Here is a 24573-nt window from a genome sequence, read left to right as displayed (position 1 = left end):
ATGTCAGATCCACTTACTTCCTCCCAGACCCCGTTTCGGCTGGAACGGCATGGCCCACTGGCCGAGCTGGTGCTGTCGCGCCCGGCCCGCCACAACGCCTTTGATGCCGACCTGATGCTGGGGCTACTCGACTGCCTCGATGATCTGGCTCATCTCCATGGTCACTCACTTGCCGAACGTCCTCACACCCTGCTGCTGCGGGCCGAGGGCAAACATTTTTGCGCGGGTGCCGATCTCAACTGGATGCGTAATCTGGCCCACGCCGATTTCGAGCACAATCGCGAAGATGCCCGGGTACTGGCGCGGCTGATGCAGACCCTCGACGAGCTCCCCTTCCCCACGGTAGCGCTGGTGCAAGGGGCCGCCTATGGCGGGGCGCTGGGGCTCATCTGCGCTTGCGATCTGGTGCTGGCCAGCGATGATGCCCGCTTCTGCCTCTCAGAGGTGAGCCTGGGTCTGGTGCCTGCGGTGATCAGCCCTTACGTGGTACGCGCCATGGGAATGCGTCAGGCGCGCCGCTACATGCTCAGTGCAGAGCCGTTCGATGCCATTACCGCCTGTCGGCTCAATGTGGCACATCAACTCTGCAAGCCGGATCAACTGCTGGCGGAGGGACGGGCGCAGGCCCTTCGTCTGTGCCGCAACGGGCCGGAAGCGATGAAAGAGACCAAACGACTGCTGGCGGCGATAGAGGCCCATCCCTCCCGCCTGCACGAAGAGAAAACTGTCGAGACCATTGCCCGGGTTCGGGTGGGACTCGAAGCCCAGGAGGGGATGCAGGCCTTCTTCGACAAACGTCCTCCCGCCTGGCGTCCCCGTTTCAAGGATGAGACATGACCCATCACACTCAGATTAAGCGCCTGCTGATCGCCAATCGCGGCGAAATCGCTGTGCGCATCATCAAAACGGCGAAACGCCTCGGCATTCACACCATCGCCCTCTACTCCGATGCCGACGCCCACGCCATGCACACCCACCTGGCCGATGAGGCCTGGCATCTGGGGCCCGCACCGGCCAGAGAGAGCTATCTCGACACCGGCAAGGTGCTGAAGATTGCCAAAGAAGCGCGCGCCGATGCCATCCATCCCGGTTACGGCTTTCTGTCGGAAAACAGCGATTTTGCCACCGCCTGCGAACAGCGCGGCCTGCGCTTTGTCGGCCCAAGCGGCGCCGCCATTCTCGCCATGGGCGACAAATCGGGCGCCAAGGCGCTGATGCAGGCTGCCGGCGTACCTGTGCTGCCCGGCTATCACGGCACGGATCAACGACCGGACTTCTTGCGCGATCAGGCGAGCCAGATTGGCTTCCCGCTACTTATCAAGGCAGCCAGTGGCGGCGGTGGCAAGGGGATGCGTCGGGTCGATCAGCTGGCTGACTTTGACGAGTCGCTGGCGGCAGTCAAACGGGAAGCCAAGGCCGCCTTTGGCGACGATCTGGTGCTGCTGGAGCGCTATCTACCCCGGGCTCGCCACGTGGAGGTGCAGGTCTTTGCCGATAGCCTCGGCAACGCCATCTATCTGGGGGACAGGGACTGCTCCTTGCAGCGACGCCATCAGAAAGTTATCGAAGAGGCGCCCGCCCCCGACATCCCTCCGGCTTTGCGTCGCGCCATGGGGGATGCGGCCGTGGCCGCAGCCAAAGCCATCCATTATCAGGGGGCTGGCACCATCGAGTTCCTGCTCTGCAAGGATGCGTTCTTCTTTATGGAGATGAACACCCGGCTGCAGGTGGAGCATCCGGTCACCGAAGCGGTGACCGGGCAGGATCTGGTGGCCTGGCAACTGGCCGTGGCAGAAGGCAAGCCGCTGCCACTCACCCAGGAGGAAGTGGTGCTGCGCGGCCATGCGGTGGAAGCGCGCCTCTACGCCGAGGATGTGGCGGCCGGTTTTCTGCCCGCCAGCGGGCCTATCCACTGGCTCCACTGGCCCGTTGGCGTGCGCATCGACACCGGCGTTACCGCTGGCGATGAGGTGAGCCCCTATTACGATCCCATGATCGCCAAGCTGATCGCCTACGGCCAGAGTCGCGCCGAGGCGTTCGCTCAACTGGCCGATGCGCTGGCGGCACTGGATCTCGGCCCGCTGGTGCACAACGGCCCGCTGCTGCTGCGCCTGTGTGAAGAGCCCGACGTCCTGGCCATGGGCCACCATACCCAATGGCCCATACCCACCACAGCACGGCCCATTCCTGAGCTCGCCTGGCCGCTGGCCGCCCTCTGGCTGGCGAGCCGCCCTGCGGGCACCTCCCCCTGGCAGCAAGCCTGCGGATTTCGGCTAGGGCCGGATCGCTGCTGGACAGCGGCGGTACGCATTGGTGATGAGCGGCGGGTATTGACCCTTCACGATCATGGCGGCCAGTTTGAGTGGCAAGGGGAGACTCATTGCTACCAGAGAGGTGATGATAATATCCGGCTGCAGAAGGGCGGCGACTGGCAACAGATCCCCATTCAGACGGTCGCAGGCCCGGAGGCAGCCTTCATCATGACCCTGGGGGGCCAGCGCATCCGCTTCGCGGCCGATGATCGGCAGCACAGCCACCATCATGATCAGACAAATGAGAAGGCGCAGGGCGCCATCGCCCCCATGCACGGCATCGTGGTGGCCGTGATGATTGAACCTGGCCAAACGGTCAGCAAGGGGCAACCCCTGCTGGTGCTGGAGGCGATGAAGATGGAACACCAGTTGCGTGCAGAGCGGGACGGGGTAATTGAAGCCCTGCTGTGCAAACAGGGCGAGCAGGTAAGCCAGGGAACCGTGCTGGTGCGCTTTGCCAAAGAGACTGCTTCACAGGAGGAACACCCATGAACCGATCACAGGACGTCCGTGACGACAGGGTCAGTCTGGTGGAGATGGGGCCGCGAGATGGCCTGCAAAATGAAGCTGCGCCCCTCTCCCTGGTACAGCGGCTGGAGCTGATCCAGCGCCTTAGCGACAGCGGCCTGCAACGCATCGAGGTGGGTGCCTTTGTCTCTGCCAAAAAAGTGCCGCAGATGGCGGACTCCGCAGCGCTGTTCGAGGCACTGCCGCGCAAGGGCTCAATCCGTTACGGCGCTCTGGTGCCCAATTTGCAAGGCTTGCAGGCTGCCATTGCCGCCCGCGCCGACGAGATTGGCCTCTTCACCGCCTGCTCCGACGGTTTTACCCGCGCCAATATCGGCATCAGCGTGGAGGAGTCGCTGGTGCGCTTCGCCCCGCTGGTGCAGGAGGCGCGCCGCCTCGGCATCAAGGTGCGTGGCTACCTCTCCACCGTCATCGCCTGCCCCTTCGACGGCCCGACCCGCCCAAAACGGGTCGCCGCCATGGCCGAACAGTTGCTGGATCTCGGCTGCCACGAAATTTCGCTGGGGGACACCATAGGCGTCGGCACCCCGGGCACCGTGGCCCCCATGCTGGATGCGGTGCTGCACGAGATCCCGGCGGGTCGACTCGCGGTCCATTTTCACGACACCTACGGCCAGGGGTTGGCCAACCTGCTACCCGCGCTGGAGCGCGGCATTCGCACCATCGACTGCTCGGTGGCGGGGCTTGGCGGCTGCCCCTATGCGCCGGGCGCCTCCGGCAATGTGGCGTCAGAAGAGGTGGTCTACCTGCTACACGGCCTTGGCATGACGACCGGGGTGGATCTCGACAAACTGGCGGCCACCGGCCAGTGGGTGAGCGAGCAGCTCGCTCGCCCCAACGGCTCGCGGGTCGGTCAGGCCCTGCACGCCAATGCCGAGCGGCTGCGTACCCGCCTCTGCCAGCCACACGCCCAGCAACAGGAGTCATGACCATGTCCCGTTCCCTGCCCGGCAAGGAGATCACCTACAGCATTTCGGAGCTGGCCCACGAGTTCGATGTCACGCCGCGCACCATCCGCTACTACGAGGATGAGGGGCTGCTCACTCCCCAGCGGGAGGGGCAAACTCGCATCTACAGCCATCGGGACAAGATCCGGCTCAAATTGACCCTGCGCGGCAAACGGCTGGGGTTTAGCCTGGCCGAGATCCGCGAGCTGTTTGATATGTACGACACCGACAAATCGAGCAAAACCCAGCTCCACTCCATGATCCAGCTGATCGAGGCAAAACGCGGCGCCCTGCGCCAGCAACTGGAGGATATCCAGATGGTGATGGCCGAGCTGGAAGCCGCCGAACAGCGCTGTGTTAATTCCCTTAACAGCTTGAAAACTGGCTCAGATTAACCGAATCTGGGAGCAAGCTATTGCCTTGGGTATCCCATGAGATATTGGTGCTGGTTTTTGCTCTTGTTCAGCCTCTCTGGCTGGAGCCATCCCATCATCAAGGTTGGTGGATACCCCTATGCCCCCTTTGTGGTCAAACTCCCCGATTCCCGCTATGAAGGACTGACCCTGGAGCTTATCGACCAGCTCAATGCCGTACAGAAAGAGGTGACCTTCGTCTTTGTCCCCACCTCGGCCGCCAACCGTTACAAGGCGCTCGATCTGGGCCGGTTCTCGCTGATGTTGTTTGAAGACACCAAGTGGGGCTGGGACACCGATAAATTCAAGATGACAGCCCCCTTCCTCGGTGGTGGCGAGGTCTATGTGGCCCTGAACAAAGCGGGGCGGGATCAGCGCTTTTTTGACGATCCTGCCAGCCATCACCTCATCGGGGTGACCGGCTATCACTACGGCGTCGGCCAGTTCAATGCCGATCCCCTCTACCTGCAGCGCAAGCTCAATATCACTCTGGTCAAAGACAACGTCAGCGCCCTGCAAGCGCTACTCAAAGGGCGCGGCGAGGTAGCCATTCTCAACGTTTCCTACCTTAACCAGTATCTGCAGGCCAATCCCGACACAGCCGACCAGTTGCTGATCTCGCAAAAATGGGATCAACAGTATCAACACCGCGCCATCCTTCACCCTGAGGCCCCCATTACCCCTGCCCAGCTGGAACAGTGGCTGGCAGCGCTGCAACAAAAAGGTGAACTGGATCGCTTTTGGACAAAGTACGGCGTACAACAGCACGCAACCCCATGATTACTATCCAGCTTTTCTGTACCATGGCGGGAACCACATGGGAGTGCACCAAATGAACACCACCGAGCCCGCGTCCCCCAAGCTCCGCTTGCTGCGCTACCTTGCCTACGCTTTCCTGCTGCTTCTTATCCTGATGACCCTGCTGCTGTGGCAAACCCCCCGTCTGATCCAGCGCTATCTGCCCGGCTGGCTGGCTGAGCACTATGGCCTGCAACTGACGCTGGGAGAGATTGACGTAGGGCTGCGCAACCCTTCTCTCACCCTCGGCGCGACTACCCTGCTCGATGCCAAGCAGCAGCCCATCATCGGTTTTGAGCAGCTCTTTATCACCCCAAACCTGCAAGCCAGCTGGCAGCAGAAAGGGGTCGTGCTTTCCGCCGTCACCCTGACCAAACCCGTGGTGCTGCTGCAACGTCTGACAGACAAAAAGGGGGAGGTTCGACTCAATCTGACCGATGCGCTGGCGACCCTGCTCGCCCCTGCCCCCTCCCCCGAGCCCGAAACAGCCAGCGCCCCGCTATTGGTCGATATTGCCAGCATCGCAGTCACTGACGGCCATGTGCGCTATCAGGATCAGCGCAAGGAGAGCGAACCCGGCTGGTTGCCGCCTCTCAATCTGGAGAAAATGACCCTCAAGCTCGATAACCTGCGCACCGAGGCAAATCACCCGACCGCCTATCAGCTGAACGCCGCCATCAACGGCAAAAGCAGCCTCGCTGCCCACGGCAAACTCGATGTGATGAGCGGCATGGGTCAGGGCAAAGCGAGCCTCAAACAGGTCGACCTGAAACCCTTCGCCCCGCTCTGGGCACCCTATCTCAAGCTGGATCTGGCCAAGGGCCACGCCAATGCAGAGGTGGAGTACCAGCTTAAAGAGGGCAAGCAAGGAGTGCTGTGGCAATTGTCCAAAGGCAAGCTGACCCTGGACAACTGGCAGCTTAAAAAACACAAGGGCGACGAATTTGCCCGCTTCGGCCAGCTGGCCCTGAGCGATCTGGCTGTCGATGGCCAGAAACAGTCGCTCCAGATCGGCAAGGTGACCCTGCAACAGCCCCTGCTCAAGGCCACCCTCAACCCACAGCAGGAGCTGGATCTGGCTGACTTGCTGATTGAACAGGCCCCCGCCAAACCTGCCAAAGGGGCCCACGCCGCAAACGAGGTGGCCAGCAATGCGGCGCCCAAATCGGCACCACAAGCAAAGACAGCCGGTAACGGCAAGAAACAGGTGCCAGACAAACCCTGGCAATGGCAGATCAAGCAGATCCTTATCGACAAGGGCGATCTCACCCTCACCGAATCGAGCAGCGGCAAACCGCAGGCACGCCAGCTCTCCGGCCTCAAGCTGGCGCTGGGGCCACTGGGCAGCAAGGGGGAGCAACCGAGCAAACTGACTCTGGCCACCCAGTTCAACCAGAGCAGCCCCCTCGCCTTTGATGGCCAACTGACCCTGACTCCTTTCACCTTAAGTGGCGACATCAACCAGCAGGGGCTGCCCCTGACGCTGGCACAGCCCTATCTAGCCGATCTGGTACGCATTAAGGTGCAAAACGGGCTGCTGAGCAGCAAGACCCGCCTTGATCTCGCCACCACCGCCCAGGGAGATCTGAGCAAGCTGACCCTGCAAGGGGGGCTCGATATCAACGGGCTCAAAGTAGTCGATCGGGCAGACAATCAGCGGCTGCTGGAGTTCAACACCCTGGCTCTCACCGGTCTGACGTACGACGGCATCAGCCAGCAGATGCGGATCAAGGAGATTGCCCTGAACAAGCCCTTCGCCCGCATCGAGATCAACGAAGATGGCACCACCAACCTGCAACAGATGCTGTTGCCGCAACCGGCGGCAGCAAAAAGTACTCAAGCAGCGGCAGGCAGCAAGGCTCCCGACTTTCGTTTCACCATCGACCAGCTGCGCACCGAGCAGGGCAACCTGCGCTTTGCCGACCGCAGTCTGAGTCAGGATTTTGTGGCCGATATCGCCTCGCTGGGCGGCCAGAGTCGCCATATCAGCAATATTCCGGGGCAACGCTCCGATCTCGCCTTCAACGGCAAGGTGGATCGCTATGCGCCAGTGACCATTCGCGGCGGTACCAACCTGCTGGTCGCCAACCCGATCCTCGACATCGCGGTCGCTTTCCACAATCTGGAGCTCACCACCTTTACCCCCTATTCGGGCACCTATGCCGGTTATGCCATCGACAAGGGGCAGCTCTCCATGAAGCTGCACTACAAGCTGGAGGGTAACCGGCTGGAGGGGGATAACGACATCACCATCAAGAAGCTGCAACTGGGCGAGAAGATCAAGAGCGATCAGGCCAAGGATCTGCCACTGGGGCTGGCCATCGCCCTGCTGAGCGATGCCAACGGGGTGATACAGATGAACCTCAAAGTAAAGGGGGATCTTGATCAACCGGACTTCAGCATCGGCAATATCTTCTGGGATGTGCTAGGCAACACCCTGAGCAAGGCGATCACCTCCCCCTTCTCCCTGCTCGCCTCGCTGGCCGATGGCACCGAAGATCTCGACGAACTTCCTTTCCTGCCGGGGGATCCCGATCTCACCCCCACCCAGCAGGAGAAACTGGTCAAGCTGGCGCAGGCCCTCAAGGATAGACCTAAGCTCAGCATGAACATTCGCGGCAAGGTCAACTTCAACGAGGAGCGTCCCATCCTGCAACGGCAAAAGCTGGAGCGGGTACTGGCCAAGCTCACCGGCAATCAGGCGGATCTCGACCTGCTGGAACAGGACCCCGCCCTGCAAGAGGCGCTGGCCCAAGCCTATGAAGAGCGCTTTGGCGAAGATCTGGAAGATCTGGCCGATCGCCTCCATCTGGATGAAGAGAGCGCGGCACTGAGGGCCCAGGCGGTGATCCTGCTGCGGGATCAGCAGCTCATCACCGCCAAATCCCTGCGCAATCTCGCCATGCGCCGGGCGCAAAATACCAAGGAGTTTCTGGTCGACAGCCAGGGGATCGCTCCGGAGCGGCTGTTCGTGCTCGACAGCCAGGTCAAGGAAGAGGACAAGGAAGCCAAAGTGATCCTGACGCTGGATCAGTGACGCCGCCGCACTTCGTAAAAAGCGTAATAAAAATACAACCCCTCAACTATTTTGACACCTTTTGCTCACCAAACAGCCTGTCCTGGTGAGCATTTGGCCTCTGATGCAAATAATCACGTAGTTTTTTTACGATTTATCCCCTCTGCCCCCTTGCGGGCGCGCCACAGCCTGCCTAAAATCGCGCGTCTTTTGTTAACCCCACCTCTATTTTTGGAGAACGCCACGTGAGCGAAAAATTGGCCAACCCTGCCCCTCTGGGTCTGATGGGTTTCGGTATGACCACCATCCTGCTGAACATCCATAACGCAGGTTTCTTCCCCATCAGCGCCATGATCCTGGCCATGGGCCTGTGCTACGGCGGCATCGCCCAGATCATTGCTGGCATCATGGAGTACAAGCGTGGCAACACCTTCGGTGTGACCGCGTTCACCTCCTACGGCCTGTTCTGGCTGAGCCTGGTGTTCCTGCTGATCATGCCGACCATGGGTCTGGCCGAAGCCACTCCGCACGCCTACATGGGTTGGTATCTGCTGATGTGGGGCATGTTCACCCTGTTCATGCTGGTTGGCACCATCAACTACCCGCGCGCCAAGCAGTTCGTATTCGCCTCCCTGACCGTGCTGTTCTTCCTGCTGGCCGCCCGTGACTTCACCGGCAGCACCCTGATCGGCACCATCGCCGGTTTCGAAGGCATCATCTGTGGCGCCAGCGCCATCTACCTGGCCATGGCCACCGTGATCAACGAGCAGTTCGGCCGCACCGTAATGCCGATCGGCGATCACAAGAAAGCCGCCGCCGTACAGCTGAAAGCCGCTGCCTGATAGGCAAGCCACTCAGATTGTGAAAAAGGCACCCTCGGGTGCCTTTTTGCTATTTCGCAAAGCTGATTGTCCTGCGCACGCTTTTTTCCTTTACTGTCTCACAGTCGAATATCCCAAGCCTCGGGTATTTCCGTCCTCCTCGTTATCCCCTCCCCCTTATTGACCTCTTTTAGCCGCTTCAGAACAGCTATATCAGCGCATTAACCGCAAGCTCAGGGAACAGGTGATCCGGCTTGTGAGTCGTTTTGGACTTTGCTGCAGGCAAGATCGCGGTGATGGCGGGATTGCACTTCAAGGTGGCAGAAACGCCCGCAGCGGGCACGGTGGAGGGGATGAACAAGTTGTACTCAAGCAACGCCTGCTGCACTTCTTGGAGCTCTGGTAATAACTGTACTCTGAAGGCAGATTCATAGAATAAAGCTCCAAGGATCAAATACATTGCAGCGCCATCAAAAATGACAAAGCAAACAATAAAAGGTGTGACATTGATTGGATAGCCACCAAAGACTGATTTGATTGATAATAGAAACTGGATACAATCGTGAACCACCAAACAAAACTGGACTTAAACGAGAATGATTATTGAGGATTATGGGCGCTACGTAATTGAATGTGATTTAGAGTTGGGGCGGATACCTGATGACGCTCCACATATGCCATTGACGCAATGCCTACCTTATTTACTAAAGATGATTGATTCTGGAGAGGCAGTTTACGAATTTAAAAAAGGTGAAGCTGTTGCTAGAATCTTGACTTATGAAATGATTCCTGATGAATCCATTACTCTGCTGTTTCAACTTGCAGACAAGAATGCATCAGACCCTGCTTTTGCACAGTTAGATACTGGGGTTTCACGAGTTATCCGTAAAGGTCAAGGTGAAGGATTAGCAGCTACCGCACATCTTGTAATCTCCCTTGAGTCACAAAGCCCTGCATTTCCTGAAATTTATAGTGCTGTTTTTGAAGAGGTTCCCGGCATTACCCGTACTCTTATTGGCGCTGTGATGACGGCCTTGTTTAATGAAGCTGTTGATTTCGAGTTTGACAGAAATAAGGATGGTAAGCGCTCTCGCTGCAAATGTAGACCGCGCGTTTCATTGTTACCATTATCGGCACAAGATCTGACTGAATGCTTAAAGGATGGCTGGTTACTTGGTTTCAGCGCGGTAAGAAAAGTGAAAGACCAGACTCTCGATGAAGAGGGTGAAATCACCATAGAGGAGTCTCGACTGGTGCTCAAAACCAAGAAGAGTGGTGCTCAACGCGCTATCGACTTGGTAAAAAAAGCTGCAAACATCATCAATAAGAAAGGTTATACTGATCTTCGGGTCATGTATGAAGATGAGAACAAAAGGAGAAAAAGCATCCCCATCAATCCCAAGAGAGAAGACTTGCAGGCGTCAGTTTTTGTTCGAAGCGAGTATGTTCATCTACCCGAGAAAATTGAACAATGCCAAGATGACATACATCCCGATCTTGTTAAAGATATGAGGGTAATCCTAAATAATAGGTAATATTATGTTTATTGTTGATAAGCTATTAAAACCACTAAGGTATATAAAGATATCCAACAATGAAAAGCGATGGTTTGACCTGTGGTTGCCTGTGATTTCTGCGATACTTGTCACCGCGCTTATCTATATATTGCCTAAGCCTATATCTTTTCTTGGTAAAGATAGCATCGTCTCATTGTCAAACGGGATCTTGCAAATATTATCTGGATTTTATATTGCTTCAATGGCCGCTGTTGCAACATTTAATCGTGATGGTATGGATGACCCGATGACCGGTGGCGATTGTCCATGTTTAGATGGTAAAAAACTGACGAGGCGAGGTTTTCTCAGTTACCTCTTTGGATATCTTGCATTTACGAGTATATTAATGTATTTCGCAGGGGGACTGTGCCAATTAATGCTCAGTAGTTTGCGAGATATTTTTTCCGGTTACCCATTAGTAAAATGGGCCGGAGCGTTTATTTATTTAACTATACTTTTCAATATACTATTTACAACTGTTTTGGGGATGCATTTTTTAATAGATAGAATTCATCGCTCAGAGCCTAAGCTATATGATAAAAAAAAGGATGAGTGAAGATACTTCTAGCTTTAATTTACCATCTTCACCCTAGCGATTAAAATCTTGCTGGTAGAAACATTTTCTACCAGCTGTAGCATTATAACGAATAATATTATATCGATGATTATAATTTCATGACCTACACTCAAGCCTTCATAGTAAAAACCATCTCATTGATTTCTGATAATAATTAAACGCATGAACTGCATCATTCAGTTCCATAAAAACAATTCCATTGCAACTCAACATTTCAACACAAAGCTCAGTACATATCATCTTCCAGTTCACACCACAGATAGAGACGCATTTACGAAATCCGCGCTCATCCGCTCCCGCCTGCGCGCTCCATGAGATAAATTATTTGTAAAAACAGATATTGGCAATTCTCCCCTCTCAGGGCGCGTGGCATCTAGGATTTTCTTGTCCTATACAAACTGATTGGGGTGAAACTTCTTCAACAAATTGCATTTTTAAAATGTTTCTCTGTGGATGAAAAAACATAACAGTACATTTATAGATGCCATTAATATTGGTTGCTCTATTGCGATTAGGATGTGTAAAATAACATCGTATTTTTAAAGGTATTTCAGCATGATGCATATTGTACTATTCACCTTCACTTTTTTGACGTTATTATCTATCTCGATACTAACAATCACCAAACCACTATTTTATTTATATGCAGAATACATATTAGTGAACATTTTATTGGAGAAACATATTCCGCATACTATTTTGATTTTATTCTCTATTTAGTTACTCCATTATGTTGTCTTTTCTCGATATTTATCGTCACTTCCATCTATAGATGGAAAAAGAAGAAAGTGGAGCGATAAAATCGCCATTTTTATGAGCATGCCCTACACGAAGACCAAGACCAATTACTCTTCTTTCAGAGTTACAAGCGAAATTTGGCTGTTGAAAACCATAAGTAGCAAAACCCCGACAATATGGGGTTTTGCTATCTCGAATCACCATTCAACCGATCGGTTATCAGGTAAGTGACCCGGCGTCCACCTCCCCCGCCAGCAAGCGGGTCGCGGGGAAACGCAGTGCGGGATCCTGGCTAAAGAACTGGCTCAGTTGTCGGTATACCGCCGGATAAACCTGCTGCAACCGCAGCGGATCGGTAAAGAAACACTCGCAGCTGACGGCAAAAAATTCGGCGGGATGTTCAGCAGCATAGGGATCGATATCGGTCACTTCGTCCCGGTCGAGTTGTTGGCAGAGCGCATCGAAGGCGCTCTGAAAGGCCTGTTGCCACAGCTGGCTGCTCATCTGCCCCGGCAACGGCGGCGCGCCGTCCGCCTCACCGCCCAGCATATCGAGCTTGTGGGCCAGCTCGTGGATCACCAGATTAAAGCCGTCCCAGTCGCCATCTTGCTGCAGTTCGCTCCAGGCCAGCACCAGCGGCCCTTGCGGCCAGGATTCGCCAGCGTTCTCCTCTTCAAACTCGCTCACCAGCCCGAACTCATCCTGCACCTCCTGACGCCGGGTGACGGGCTCGGGAATGATGATGACTTCGTGAAAGCCACGATACCAGTCAAGGCCAAGGTGCAAGATGGGCAACGCCGCCTGCAGCGCCAGCACCGCCTGTTGGCGTGGGCTGAGCTCTACCCCGATCAGGGTCAGGGTCTTGCGCTTGAGCAGCTGTTGCCCCAAGCCGATAAGCATTGTCTGCTCGGTGTCGCTGAGCCCTTGCAAGATGGGCACAGCCGCCAGCGCCTGACGCCACAGCGCCAACTCATCCTCACTCATGGGCGTTTGCGGGCGACCACCCAGCCATTTGAACCATCCCAGCACGCCTACTCCTTCTTTTGATGCAAAAAACAGGTCACAACAGTTTGACGAACCGTTTCGGCCGCTCCTGATAATCCTGCGCCAGATAGAAACGGTGGGCCGCCTCGCGCTTGAGACTGCTGGAGAGTTCCAGCTGGGCGCAACCTGCGGCCCGCGCCATCGCTTCGGCTCCCTTGAGCAAGGCAGCGCCCACTCCCGCCCCTCTTGCCCCTTCATCGACAACCAGCGCCGAGATCAGGCCCCAAGCTGGTGCAACATGCAGCGGTGCCAGCTTGTGCCACACCAGCACGCCGACCACCTTGTCGGCCAGGGATGCGAGCATCACAACGCTCGCGGAATCCGGCGCCAACAGGCGCGCCGTGACGTCAGCGCCTTCGGCAGGATACCCCAATTGGCTGAACAGGTGGGCGATTGCGCTCCCGTCGTCGACCTCAGGGGGACGGATCGTCAACGTCTCAGGGTCATTTTTCATTGTTGGCCTCATGTTTGCTTTCCATTGTGTTACGCCCGTCACATTGTCTGGCGCAGATCAACAAGGAGGATCTCATCTTTACTCATAGAAAACGCTGCCTGCCATTATCCCCCCACCGTTGTCAATTCACAAATTTGCAACAAGACAACATTTTTCGCTGGGAAGCACCGATACAACTCGATATGTTACAAGCCATGCATGGCGCGTGTTTGCGCTCTGCTTAACCCCTCAACCTCGCGCTCATTTGTTAACTGGATTGTTAACAAACAGTGCCGAAAACAGTGACAGAGAGCGAGGCCAAGATCTCGCCAAGACAGCGCCACAAACACAACAAAGGAGTTGTTGTACATGAATGAAATCGTCAATGCCATCAATGGTGTAATCTGGAGCCCTGCGCTCATCTACCTGTGTCTGGGGGTCGGTCTTTACTTCTCCCTGCGCACCCGTTTTTTGCAACTGCGTCATATGAAAGAGATGGTGCGCCTGATGTTTGATGGCAAGAGCACCGATGCTGGTGTCTCCTCCTTCCAGGCGCTGGCCATGACCCTGGCCGGTCGCGTGGGTACCGGTAACATCGCCGGTGTGGCCACCGCCATCACCTTCGGTGGTCCGGGCGCCCTGTTCTGGATGTGGATGGTTGCCTTCCTCGGCGCCAGCTCTGCTTTCGTGGAGTCCACCCTGGGTCAGGTTTACAAAGAGAAGATCAACGGTGAATACCGCGGCGGCCCGGCCTTCTACATCGAGAAAGGGCTTGGCATGAAGTGGTACGCCTGGACCTTCGCCATCGCTACCGTCTTCGCCTGCGGCGTGCTGCTGCCGGGCGTGCAGGCCAACTCCATCGGCTCCAGCCTGCAGACCGCCTTTAATATCGATCCGAACGTCACCGCCGCCGGTCTGGCGCTGCTGCTCGGCTTTATTATCTTCGGCGGCGTCAAGCGTATCGCCAGCTTCGCCAGTACCGTGGTGCCCTTTATGGCGCTGGGCTACATCATCGTGGCTTGCGTCATCATCGCCCTGAATATCGGCCAGCTGCCGGGCGTGATCCTGCTGATCTGGAAGAGCGCCTTCGGTCTGGATGCCGGTTTCGGTGCCATTCTGGGTCTGGCCATCATGTGGGGGGTAAAACGCGGGGTCTACTCCAACGAAGCGGGTCAGGGTACCGGACCGCACGCCTCCTCTGCTGCGGCAGTGAGTCACCCGGCCAAGCAAGGTCTGGTGCAGGCGTTCTCCGTCTATATCGACACCCTGTTCGTCTGCTCCGCCACCGGCTTTATGCTGCTGATAACCGGCCTCTATAACGTACAAGGGCCGGACGGCGCCGCCATCTACACGGGTATTGCCGGTATCGCAGCAGGCCCGGGCTATGTGCAGACCGCCATGGAGAGCATGATGCCGGGCTTTGGCAGCATTTTCGTGGCTATCGCGCTGTTCTTCTTCGCGTTCACCACCATCGTTGCCTACTACTACATCGCCGAAACCAACATCGCCTACATCAACCGCAAGATTAATCGCCCCTGGCTCACCTTCTTGCTGAAGATTGCGCTGATGGCTGCCACTGTCTACGGCACCGTCAAGACGGCAGATCTGGCGTGGGGCATGGGTGATATCGGGGTTGGCCTGATGGCATGGCTCAACATCATCGCCATCCTGCTGCTGCAAAAGACCGCCTTCACCTGTCTGAAGGATTATGAAGCGCAGCAGGCACAAGGGATTGACCCCGTATTCCACCCGGAGAAGCTCGGCATCAAGAACGCCGATTACTGGGTGGGCAAACGCTCCGAAGAGAACCTGGAGCGGGAGAAATCAGGCCATCAGTTCGAACCGGATCAGGATCGCAAGACCTCCTGAACCAGAACGACATAAGACATCAATAAAAATGGCAGCCTCGGCTGCCATTTCTTTTTCCTGTCACCTCATCTCAGAGCGGATTGCGGCGCGGCCCGAATGGCAGCCGCCAGCGAAACAGGCTGTTAAGGGTGGCCCGCCACTGATTGGGTCGCCCCAGGATCTGCTTTTGCAACCGGGTCTCCTCTTTGAGCATCGCCTCGTCACTACGAGCCCAGGCCTGGCTGTAGAGCTGCTTGATCCCCGCCAGCGCATCGGGCGACTTGGTGATCAGGGTGCGGGCAAACTCCCGCGCCTCCACCAGTGGATCGGCGCAGACCCGGCTCACCATCCCGAGAGATTTGGCCTCGATGGCATCGAGCTCGCGCCCGCTCATGGCCAGCTCCATGGCGGTATCCACTCCCATCAGATTGCGCATAGTGACGCTGCCACTCATGTCGGGGATGATCCCCCACTTGATCTCCATCACCGAGAAGCGGCAATCGGGGGTGCTGAAGCGAAAATCGGCCCCGAGCGCAATCTGCAAGCCACCGCCAAAACAGACTCCCTGGGTCACCGCAATCACCGGCACAGGCAGCTGGTGCCAGCCATAAGCAACCCGCTGGGCCAGATTGGTCGCCTCGTCCGCCTCACGCTTTAGAATATCGAGCGCTGCCACCGGCTGTCTCAGCATGGATTTCACATCCAGCCCGGCGCAGAAGGCACGCCCCTCGCCATGCAGGATCACCGCCCGCAGCCCCTTGTGCCGGGCGAGCTGCGTCAGCGTCTCGTCGATGGCGCTGAACATGGCGCGGTCCAGCGCATTGAGTTTGTCCCCCCGCGTCAGCATCACTTCGGCAATCCCGTCGTGGATCTCGCACTTGATCCTTGGTTTTTCCATCTCCCTTGTCCTCTCCTTGATCCCTGAAACTGACTCACTGGTCATACCACCACGTTATCAGAGTGTGAACAGGCGGTACAGCTGAGACTAAAGTCGGCTGGTCGCCTCCCCCTCCCTTTGTCACACTGGGAGCTGCATGAGTGCCGCAAGCCAGCAGAGGACGCTGTCATGTCAACCCTGTTCAATTTTGCCAGACCACCGTTCGACCGACTGGATGAGGAGGCGCGCGAACGGCTATCCCGTCACCTCTCGCTCTGCTATTTTCGGGCCGGGGATCTGCTGCTCAAGGAGGGGGACGAGCCTCCCGGCCTCTATCTCATCATCAAGGGGGCGGTGGAAGAGTCTGCTCCTCACCATCAGTTTGGTGATTACGGGGTCGATGACCTGTTCGATGTGCGCGCCCAGTTTGATGGCCGCTGCCGCCACCGCTTCACCGCGCTGGAAGATAGCCTCTGCCAGCTCATTCCTCGCCACACCTTTCTGGCGCTCTGTGAGCAGGATCCGCAGTTTGCCAGCTACTTCACCGCCAATCTGGCCGAGCGCCAGCGCCAACAGGAGCAACGCGAACAACTGGGGCAGAAGAATCTGGCGGAATTTATCCTGACCCGCATCGAACCCGGCCACCTGCAGGCACCGCTTATCGTCGACAGCAAGCTGTCACTGCTGGCGGCGACCGAAGCCATGGTGAGCAAGGGGACCGATTGCCTGCTCTACCCAGCCCACGACGGCTCCCTCACGCTGGCAACCCGCAAGACCTTGCTCCACGCCCTGACCCTCAAGGGATTGCCGCTGACGGCCCCCCTCTCGGTGCTGACCCCTACTCCTCTGATTGGTCTGCCGCTGGAGAGCTATCTGTTTGATGCCCTGCTACTGATGACCCGCCATCGCATCAAGCGACTGGTGGTGTGGCGTGGCAACGAGGTGGCGGGCATCTTGCAACTGACCCAGGTGCTCGGGCTCTTCTCGACCCACTCCCACGTGCTGACGTTGCGTATCGCCCGCGCCGACAGCCTGCCCGCACTGGAGGCGGTCGCCCGCGAGCAGCAACAATTGACCCGCTCGCTGTTTGCCCAAGGGATCCACACCGCCTTTTTGATGAAGCTCATCGCCACCATCAATGAACAGCTGATCGCCAAAGCCTTTGCGCTGGTGCTTCCCCCCGAGGTGCAGGATAAGGTCTGCCTGCTGATGCTGGGCTCGGAGGGGCGCGGCGAGCAGATCCTCAAAACCGATCAGGACAACGCCCTGATCCTGCCAGAGGGGCTGGCATGGCCCACCCAGGCAGCCGATCTGGCCGAATTCAGCGCCCTGCTGGAGCGACTCGGCTACCCGCAGTGCCCCGGGCAGGTGATGGTGAACAATCCGGCCTGGGTGAAAACGGGCAGCGAGTGGCAAAGCGCCATTGCCAGCGCCTGCACCACGGCAAAAGAGGATGAGCTGCTCTGGCTCGCCACCCTGGCCGATGCTCACCCCATCGCGGGGGATCGACAGCTCCATCTGCCGGTTGCCAGAGCGCTGCGCGAGCAGTTGACCGACAGGCGGGATCTACTGGCGGAGATGGTGCGACCGGCGGTGGCCTTCCATGCCCCCCTCACCCTGTTTGGCCGGCTGGAACAGCCACCGGAAGGGCTGGATCTGAAGCGGGGCGGCCTGTTCCCGCTGGTGCACGGTATCCGCATGTTGGCCCTTGAGGCAGGCATTCTGGAGACTTCAACCCTGGGGCGTATCGACGCACTGGTGGCCGCCGATCGGCTCAGTGCCGACTATGGCAGCAATCTGGCAGAGGCGTTCCGGCTCTTTATCCGGCTTAGGCTGCGCAGCCAGCTAAAGGGAGGCAATAGTCGGGTGCAGACAAGCGAGCTTAGCCACAGCGAGCGGGATCTGTTGCGTCAGGCGCTGCATCAGGTGAAGAAATTCCAGCAGTGGCTCACCTTGCACTTTCGTCTGAGACAATAGTCATGTTGAGCCGCGTTCGACGCTACTGGTATGGCCGCGCGTTCCGAACGGGCGAGTTCGCGCCGCTCTTTGCTACCCCACCCGAAGATGAACGGATCGCCCTCGATTTCGAGACCACCAGTCTCGATCCCGAGCAGGCCGAGATCGTCTCCATCGGGGCGGTGCGCATTCAGGGCAACCGGCTGCTGACCGGCGAGGCCCTCGCCATCAAAGTACAGCCACCGGCCAGCCTGACCAGCCAATCGGTGGTGATCCACGGTCTGCGCCATCAGGATCTGCAACAGGGAATGGAGCTGGAAGCCGCACTGCGCCTGCTGCTCGACTATATCGGCCCGCGCGAACTGGTGGGCTATCACATCGCCTACGACCTGCGCATTCTCAATCTTGCCTGCCAGAAATTGTGGGGATTGACCCTGCCCCAGCGAGGGATCGAGGTGAGCCAGCTCTATCACGACCACCTCTATCGCCGCTATCCCGATGCGGCTATTGACCTCCATTTGAGTGCCATCTGCAGCCACCTTGAACTCCCATCCCTGCCCGCCCACGACGCCCTTGCCGATGCCACCACGGCTGCGCTCATCTATCTGCGCCTGACCTGCGGCTCACCGCTCACTTATCCCAAAGTCTAATTGTCGAGAAATAACATTTAATTCACATTTTGCTTACATGAGCAGATTGCCTGCTCGTCGGGGTTACCCCATCCACCGCTGACACTCATGTCATGGAGAACTGCAATGGAACAGCAAAGCTATCTGAGGATCCAGCAAGATCCCAACTTCCAGGAGCTGGTCGCCAAGCGCCAGCGTTTTGCCTGGGCCCTCTCGGCTCTGATGCTGGGACTCTACCTGGCGTTTATTCTGCTCATCGCCTTTGCCCCCGGTTGGCTCGGCACCCCCTTGAGCGAAGGGTCGACCATTACTCGCGGCATTCCTGTCGGGGTAGGATTGATCCTCTCCTCCTTCGTGTTGACCGGCGTCTATGTCTTTCGCGCCAACGGCGAGTTTGATGAACTGAACCAGAAGATCCTCAAAGGGGTGCAATCATGAAAGGCAAGTTGCTGCTGTTGACCTCACTGGCCTCCTCTCCCCTGCTGGCGGCCGATGCAATCTCTGGCGCCGTGGAGCGTCAGCCCCTTAATGTCGCCGCTATCGTGATGTTTCTGGTGTTTGTGGCCGCTACCCTGTTCATCACCTACTGGGCCTCCAAGCGCAACCGCTCGGCTTCCGACTACTATGCTGCCGGTGGCCGTATCACCGGCTTCCAGAACGGTCTGGCCATCGCTGGTGACTATATGTCCGCCGCCTCCTTTCTCGGGATCTCCGCGCTGGTCTACACCTCCGGCTATGACGGCCTCATCTACTCCATCGGCTTTCTGGTGGGCTGGCCCATCATTCTGTTCCTGATCGCCGAACGGCTGCGCAACCTCGGCAAATACACCTTCGCCGATGTCGCCTCCTATCGTCTCAAACAGACTGAAGTGCGTACCCTCTCCGCCTGCGGCTCGCTGGTGGTGGTCGCCCTCTACCTGATCGCCCAGATGGTCGGTGCCGGCAAACTGATCGAGCTGCTGTTTGGCCTGCAATACCATGTGGCCGTGGTGCTGGTCGGTATCCTGATGGTGCTCTACGTGCTGTTTGGCGGCATGCTGGCCACCACCTGGGTGCAGATCATCAAGGCAGTGATGCTGCTCTCCGGTGCCAGCTTCATGGCCATCATGGTCATGAAATCGGTCAACTTCGATATCGGTGCCCTGTTTAGCGAAGCGGTCAAGGTGCACGAGAAAGGGAGCGCCATCATGAGCCCGGGTGGCCTGGTTGCTGACCCCATCTCCGCCATCTCGCTCGGTCTGGCATTGATGTTCGGCACCGCCGGTCTCCCCCATATCCTGATGCGTTTCTTCACCGTGAGCGATGCCAAGGAAGCGCGTAAATCGGTGTTCTACGCCACCGGCTTTATCGGCTACTTCTACATCCTCACCTTCATCATCGGCTTTGGCGCCATCTTGCTGGTGAGCACCAACCCGGCCTTCAAGGACGCCACCGGCACCCTGCTGGGCGGCACCAACATGGCGGCAGTCCATCTGGCCAATGCGGTCGGTGGCAGCCTGTTCCTCGGCTTCATCTCCGCCGTGGCATTTGCCACCATTCTGGCGGTAGTTGCCGGATTGACCCTGGCCGGAGCCTCTGCGGTCTCCCATGACCTCTATGCCAGCGTGTTGAAGAAGGGCAAGGCTAACGAGACCGATGAACTGCGTGTCTCCAAGATGACGACTCTGGTGCTGGGTGTGGTTGCCATTGGTCTGGGGATCCTGTTCGAGAAGCAGAACATCGCCTTCATGGTCGGCCTGGCCTTCTCCATCGCCGCCAGCTGCAACTTCCCGGTGCTGTTCCTCTCCATGTTCTGGTCACGCCTGACCACCCGTGGCGCCGTCTACGGTGGCTGGCTGGGGCTGGTGAGCGCAGTAACCCTGATGATCCTGGGCCCGACCGTGTGGGTGAAAGTGTTGGGCCATGCCCAGGCCATCTTCCCCTACGAATACCCTGCCCTCTTCTCCATGGGGTTGGCCTTCGTCGGGATCTGGTTCTTCTCCATCACCGACAGCTCCCAGAACGCCGCCGACGAGCATGCCAAGTTCCTGCCGCAGTTCGTTCGCTCCCAAACCGGGCTGGGGGCCTCTGGCGCCACCTCCCACTAACAGATCAAGTTCATCCTTCCAAGCCGGCTTCGCGCCGGCTTTTTTTATTGCCCATCAATCGGCTGCACGCCCCGCTTGCCCCGATCAAGATCACACTTCTCGCTAAAACTTTCGGGGGATCTGTGCCATAATGCGCGCCATTTGACAGACCAATCGGGACACATACCTTGTTAAGTAGCAACAACATCACCATGCAGTTCGGCGCCAAGCCGCTGTTTGAGAACATCAACGTCAAGTTTGGCGGCGGCAACCGCTATGGCCTTATCGGCGCCAACGGCTGTGGCAAGTCCACCTTTATGAAGATCCTCGGTGGTGATCTGGAGCCCACTGGCGGTAATGTGAGCCTGGACGTCAACGAGCGCATCGGTAAGCTGCGTCAGGATCAGTTCGCCTACGAAGAGATGCGCGTACTGGACGTGGTCATGATGGGTCACACCGAGCTGTGGGCAGCCATCGCCGAGCGCGATGCCATCTACGCCAACCTCGAAGCCACCGACGACGACTATATGAAGGCCGCCGAGCTGGAAGGTCTGGTTGCCGAGTATGACGGCTACACCGCCGAAGCACGTGCAGGCGAGCTGCTGCTGGGTGTCGGCATCCCGCTCGAGCAACACAACGGCCCGATGAGCGAAGTGGCCCCAGGCTGGAAACTGCGGGTGCTGCTGGCACAGGCCCTCTTCTCCAACCCTGACATCCTGCTGCTGGACGAACCGACCAACAACCTGGACATCAACACCATTCGCTGGCTGGAGCAGGTGCTCAACGAACGTGAAAGCACCATGATCATCATCTCTCACGACCGTCACTTCCTGAACTCCGTCTGTACCCACATGGCGGATCTGGACTACGGCGAGCTGCGCGTTTACCCAGGCAACTACGACGACTACATGCTGGCCGCCACCCAGGCGCGCGAGCGCCTGCTGGCTGACAACGCCAAGAAGAAGGCCCAGATCGCCGATCTGCAATCCTTCGTCTCCCGTTTCAGCGCCAACGCCTCCAAGTCCCGTCAGGCGACCTCTCGTCTCAAGCAGATCGACAAGATCAAGATTGAGGACGTCAAGGTCTCCAGCCGCCAGAACCCATTCATCCGCTTCGAGCAGGACAAAAAGCTCTATCGCAACATCCTGGAAGTGGAAGGTGTATCCAAGGGTTATGGCGACGGTCCACTGTTCAAGGGCCTCAACATGATGATGGAAGTGGGCGAGAAGGTCGCCATTCTGGGTACCAACGGTATCGGTAAGTCCACCCTGATCAAGACCCTTGTCGGCGCACTGGCACCGGATACCGGCACCATCAAGTGGTCCGAGAACGCCCAGATCGGTTACTACGCTCAGGATCACGCCGAAGACTTCGACACTGATCTCAACGTGTTCGACTGGATGGCCCAGTGGAAACAGGAGAACGAAGACGAGCAGGCTGTACGCTCCATACTGGGCCGTCTGCTCTTCTCTCAGGACGACATCAAGAAGCCGGTCAAGGTGCTCTCCGGTGGTGAACAGGGTCGCATGCTGTTCGGCAAGCTGATGATGCAGCGCCCCAATATCCTGATCATGGATGAGCCGACCAACCACCTGGACATGGAATCCATCGAATCCTTGAACATGGCACTGGAGCTCTACCAGGGTACCCTGATCTTCGTCTCCCACGACCGCGAATTCGTCTCCTCGCTGGCGACCCGCATCCTGGAGCTGAGCGAAGACGGCATCCGCGACTTTGGCGGCACCTACGAGGATTACCTGCGCACCCAGGGCGTGGTATAACCCCGCTCCTGCGCAAGTGCGCAATGCAAAACCGGCACTCAGGTGCCGGTTTTTTTATATCCCGTTTTTAGTCGACGGAGATGGCGTATAGCAGTGGTGTGACTACACGCCACAGAGCAGATAGCAGATAGCAGATAGCAGATAGCAGATAGCAGATAGCAGATAGCAGAGCTTGAGTATCCCCCTCTTTTGCCCACAGATAAAAAAACGGCTCCATCAAGGAGCCGTTTTCAATGGATTGCGCAGTGCCGATTACTCGACGGTCGCTTCCACACTGGTGAAGTACTCGATCTTGGCCGCTTTGCGCAACTCGTCGATCAGAGACTTGTAATCCACCTGAGCTTTGCCCTGACCCAGCTGAGCTTGCAGCATGGCGGCCATGCCGGATGCGGCGGCAGGGACGTTGACCTTGTCCAGCGCAACCACAACGCGGTCACCATTGGTCTCGGCAACCAGAGCCACGCTCGGCTTGCCGTCGATCGGATGGGGCAGCGTGAACGCCTGGGCAATCAGGTTCTGATCCAGCTCGCGATCGAAGCGGGCAACCCCTTTGTGGGTCTCCACTTTCAGACCGAGTGCAGTCAGATCGGCTGTGATGCTCTCACCGACCTTCAGCTTGTCCAGCAGGCCCTGGGCCTTACCACGGGCCACTTCGCTAGCCTTGTCATGCTTGATGGCGGCAATCACCTGCTCTTTCACCTCGGCCAGCGGCTTGACCGCTTTGGGCTTGTGACCAGTGATGTGCAGCACCAGCGCCTTGCCGTCAGCCAGCTCGATCACGTCGGAGTTGGTGTTGTCATCGCGCAGCTGTTCGGAGAACGCAACAGAGAGCACCTTGGGATCGTTCAGCGGAGCCGGAGCAGTCGCCTGGGTGAAGAAATCGGAAGATTGGACCTTCATCCCCATGGCATCAGCGGTCAGATCCAGCGAGTCCGGGTTTTCGAAGCTGTTGTCAGCCATCTTCTGCTGCTCGGCGAAGAACTTCTCCTTGGCCTTGTCAGCTTGCAGACGAGTGATGGTCTCTTCTTTCACATCGGCAAACGGCTTGGTCTGGGCTGCTTCAACCCCCAGCAGCTTGATGATGTGGAAACCGAACGGGCTCTTCACCACGCCGGAGAGATCGCCAGCCTTGTTCAGGGCGAACGCGGCTTTCTCGAATGCCGGATCCATCACCCCTTTCTCGAACCAGTCCAGCTCGCCGCCTTTTTTGGCAGAGAAGGTATCGGAAGAGTCAGCCTTGGCCAGCGCAGCAAAATCATCACCCGCCTTGGCTTTGGCCAGCACGGCTTCTGCTTTCTGTTCGGCCGCTTTCTCATCCTTGCCAAACGGGATCAGGATATGAGCCACATGGCGACGCTCGGCACGCTGGAACAGATCCTGGTGCTGATCGTAGTAATCCTGGGCATCCTGCTCGGTGACCTTGATATCCTTGGCGAGGTTGGCAGCGTCCAGCAGCAGATAGTCGACCTTGACCTGTTCGTCGTTCATGAAACGGGCGCCATTGGTCTTGTAGTACTGCTCCAGCTCGTTGTCGGAGACCTGAACGTCAGCCATGTAGTTGGCAGCAGCCAGACGCACCAGACGCAGATCGCGAGTCTGGTTGTAGAGCTTGTCGAGCTGCTCCGCTTCACCCTTGAGGGAGAATTCGGTGCCCAGCAGAGCGCTCATCAACTGTTGACGCACCATGTCCTGACGCAGGGAGTCACGGAACATTTCGGGAGTCATGCCGGCACGACGGATCAGTTGCAGATAGCGGTCATTGTTGAACTTGCCGTTCTCGGCAAACTCCGGCATGGCCACGATGGCTTGCTTGATCTGTTCGTCACTGATACGCAGACCCAGTTCACGGGCCTTGCTGTCCAGCAGCGCCTGATCGATCAGGCGATCCAGCACACCGCGACGGAACTGTTTCATGTAATCGGGGTTCGCGGCCAGCTGGCTGAATGCCTCTCCCATCTGGGATTCCATGCGGGCGCGCTCGTTACGGTAGGCATTTTCCAGTGCCGCAGCACTGATCTCGGTGCCATTGACGGTGGCGGGGGCGGTACGGGCCGGGCCGTTCAGGTAACTACCTACACCAGCCAAGGCAAAGGAGAGGATGATCAGGCCCAAGATAACCTTGGCTACCTTGCCCTGCGCCCCTTCGCGTAGTTTATCCAACATCATGTTTGTACTTATGCTCCCGAACTCGATGGGCGTAAACAATAAAAAGGCGCACCGATTGCGATGCGCC

General features: G+C 57.6%; 20 protein-coding genes. 15 read left to right on the top strand and 5 right to left on the bottom strand.

Annotated elements, in window-relative coordinates; translation table 11 throughout:
- The 7 genes from ACTG2S_RS10770 to ACTG2S_RS10740 all read left to right on the top strand — a co-directional run bounded on the left by ACTG2S_RS10770 (position 1) and on the right by ACTG2S_RS10740 (position 8856).
- Positions 1–837 carry an enoyl-CoA hydratase-related protein gene (locus ACTG2S_RS10770; RefSeq protein WP_274160961.1) on the top strand — a complete coding sequence of 279 codons (837 nt, stop codon included), beginning with the start codon at positions 1–3 and terminating at the stop codon, positions 835–837.
- Positions 834–2804 (top strand): ATP-binding protein, encoded by a 1971-nt coding sequence (locus tag ACTG2S_RS10765; protein ID WP_274160960.1) that lies wholly within the window; start codon positions 834–836, stop codon positions 2802–2804. The genes ACTG2S_RS10770 and ACTG2S_RS10765 overlap by 4 nt, the downstream gene beginning before the upstream one ends.
- Positions 2801–3769 carry a hydroxymethylglutaryl-CoA lyase gene (locus ACTG2S_RS10760; protein ID WP_274160959.1) on the top strand — a complete coding sequence of 323 codons (969 nt, stop codon included), beginning with the start codon at positions 2801–2803 and terminating at the stop codon, positions 3767–3769. The genes ACTG2S_RS10765 and ACTG2S_RS10760 overlap by 4 nt, the downstream gene beginning before the upstream one ends.
- Positions 3770–3771: 2 nt before the next feature.
- On the top strand, positions 3772–4182 hold the full coding sequence (locus tag ACTG2S_RS10755) for a MerR family transcriptional regulator (RefSeq protein WP_064341185.1): 411 nt from the start codon (positions 3772–3774) through the stop codon (positions 4180–4182).
- Positions 4183–4218: 36 nt separating this feature from the next.
- The gene (locus ACTG2S_RS10750) at positions 4219–4980 is read left to right on the top strand and encodes a substrate-binding periplasmic protein (RefSeq protein WP_439982491.1); all 762 of its coding nucleotides are present in this window, start codon (positions 4219–4221) and stop codon (positions 4978–4980) included.
- Positions 4981–5032: 52 nt separating this feature from the next.
- Positions 5033–8035: a DUF748 domain-containing protein gene (locus tag ACTG2S_RS10745; RefSeq protein ID WP_439983248.1), complete on the top strand. Its 3003-nt coding sequence runs from the start codon at positions 5033–5035 to the stop codon at positions 8033–8035.
- A 224-nt stretch (positions 8036–8259) separates the two neighbouring features.
- Positions 8260–8856, top strand: a complete 597-nt coding sequence (locus ACTG2S_RS10740; RefSeq protein WP_005336948.1) for an acetate uptake transporter — start codon at positions 8260–8262, stop codon at positions 8854–8856.
- A gap of 187 nt (positions 8857–9043) precedes the next feature.
- On the opposite strand, the gene ACTG2S_RS10735 is transcribed toward ACTG2S_RS10740, so the two are convergent.
- Positions 9044–9409 carry a hypothetical protein gene (locus tag ACTG2S_RS10735; protein ID WP_274160956.1) on the bottom strand — a complete coding sequence of 122 codons (366 nt, stop codon included), beginning with the start codon at positions 9407–9409 and terminating at the stop codon, positions 9044–9046.
- A 22-nt stretch (positions 9410–9431) separates the two neighbouring features.
- On the opposite strand from ACTG2S_RS10735, the gene ACTG2S_RS10730 reads away from it, so the two are divergent.
- Both ACTG2S_RS10730 and ACTG2S_RS10725 read left to right on the top strand, forming a co-directional pair.
- On the top strand, positions 9432–10370 hold the full coding sequence (locus ACTG2S_RS10730) for a hypothetical protein (protein WP_274160955.1): 939 nt from the start codon (positions 9432–9434) through the stop codon (positions 10368–10370).
- A gap of 4 nt (positions 10371–10374) precedes the next feature.
- Positions 10375–10947, top strand: coding sequence for a hypothetical protein (locus tag ACTG2S_RS10725; RefSeq protein WP_274160954.1), 573 nt, complete (start codon positions 10375–10377; stop codon positions 10945–10947).
- A gap of 978 nt (positions 10948–11925) precedes the next feature.
- Here the strand turns inward: ACTG2S_RS10725 and ACTG2S_RS10720 are convergent.
- Entirely contained in the window at positions 11926–12690 is a 765-nt protein-coding gene (locus tag ACTG2S_RS10720; RefSeq protein ID WP_274160975.1) for a zinc-dependent peptidase, read from the bottom strand.
- Positions 12691–12766: 76 nt separating this feature from the next.
- Entirely contained in the window at positions 12767–13204 is a 438-nt protein-coding gene (locus ACTG2S_RS10715; RefSeq protein ID WP_279498166.1) for a GNAT family N-acetyltransferase, read from the bottom strand.
- Positions 13205–13552: 348 nt separating this feature from the next.
- Here ACTG2S_RS10715 and ACTG2S_RS10710 point away from each other — a divergent pair, with 348 nt between their 5' ends.
- A complete protein-coding gene (locus tag ACTG2S_RS10710) occupies positions 13553–15052 on the top strand; it encodes an alanine/glycine:cation symporter family protein (RefSeq protein ID WP_108611826.1) in 1500 nt (499 codons plus the stop codon).
- A 70-nt stretch (positions 15053–15122) separates the two neighbouring features.
- Here the strand turns inward: ACTG2S_RS10710 and ACTG2S_RS10705 are convergent, their stop codons facing one another.
- Entirely contained in the window at positions 15123–15929 is an 807-nt protein-coding gene (locus ACTG2S_RS10705; protein WP_279498165.1) for a crotonase/enoyl-CoA hydratase family protein, read from the bottom strand.
- Between the two features lie 168 nt (positions 15930–16097).
- Here ACTG2S_RS10705 and ACTG2S_RS10700 point away from each other — a divergent pair, with 168 nt between their 5' ends.
- The 5 genes from ACTG2S_RS10700 to ACTG2S_RS10680 all read left to right on the top strand — a co-directional run bounded on the left by ACTG2S_RS10700 (position 16098) and on the right by ACTG2S_RS10680 (position 22340).
- Complete coding sequence (locus ACTG2S_RS10700) at positions 16098–17885, top strand: putative nucleotidyltransferase substrate binding domain-containing protein (protein ID WP_274160951.1); 1788 nt, start codon at positions 16098–16100, stop codon at positions 17883–17885.
- 2 nt (positions 17886–17887) lie between these two features.
- Positions 17888–18514, top strand: coding sequence for a 3'-5' exonuclease (locus ACTG2S_RS10695; protein ID WP_274160950.1), 627 nt, complete (start codon positions 17888–17890; stop codon positions 18512–18514).
- Positions 18515–18619: 105 nt separating this feature from the next.
- The gene (locus tag ACTG2S_RS10690; RefSeq protein ID WP_040068110.1) at positions 18620–18931 is read left to right on the top strand and encodes a DUF485 domain-containing protein; all 312 of its coding nucleotides are present in this window, start codon (positions 18620–18622) and stop codon (positions 18929–18931) included.
- Positions 18928–20580, top strand: coding sequence for a cation acetate symporter (locus ACTG2S_RS10685; protein ID WP_274160949.1), 1653 nt, complete (start codon positions 18928–18930; stop codon positions 20578–20580). Before ACTG2S_RS10690 ends, ACTG2S_RS10685 begins: the two co-directional genes overlap by 4 nt.
- 167 nt (positions 20581–20747) lie before the next feature.
- Positions 20748–22340, top strand: coding sequence for an ABC-F family ATPase (locus ACTG2S_RS10680; protein WP_439982489.1), 1593 nt, complete (start codon positions 20748–20750; stop codon positions 22338–22340).
- A 252-nt stretch (positions 22341–22592) separates the two neighbouring features.
- Here ACTG2S_RS10680 and ppiD read toward each other — a convergent pair whose 3' ends face one another.
- Positions 22593–24506, bottom strand: coding sequence for a peptidylprolyl isomerase (ppiD, locus tag ACTG2S_RS10675; protein ID WP_058057477.1), 1914 nt, complete (start codon positions 24504–24506; stop codon positions 22593–22595).
- Positions 24507–24573: the final 67 nt, after the last annotated feature.

This window comes from Aeromonas sp. 82P (assembly GCF_051919365.1).
Taxonomy (GTDB): Bacteria; Pseudomonadota; Gammaproteobacteria; order Enterobacterales; family Aeromonadaceae; genus Aeromonas; species Aeromonas veronii.
This window is presented reverse-complemented; position numbering and strand designations above follow the sequence as displayed.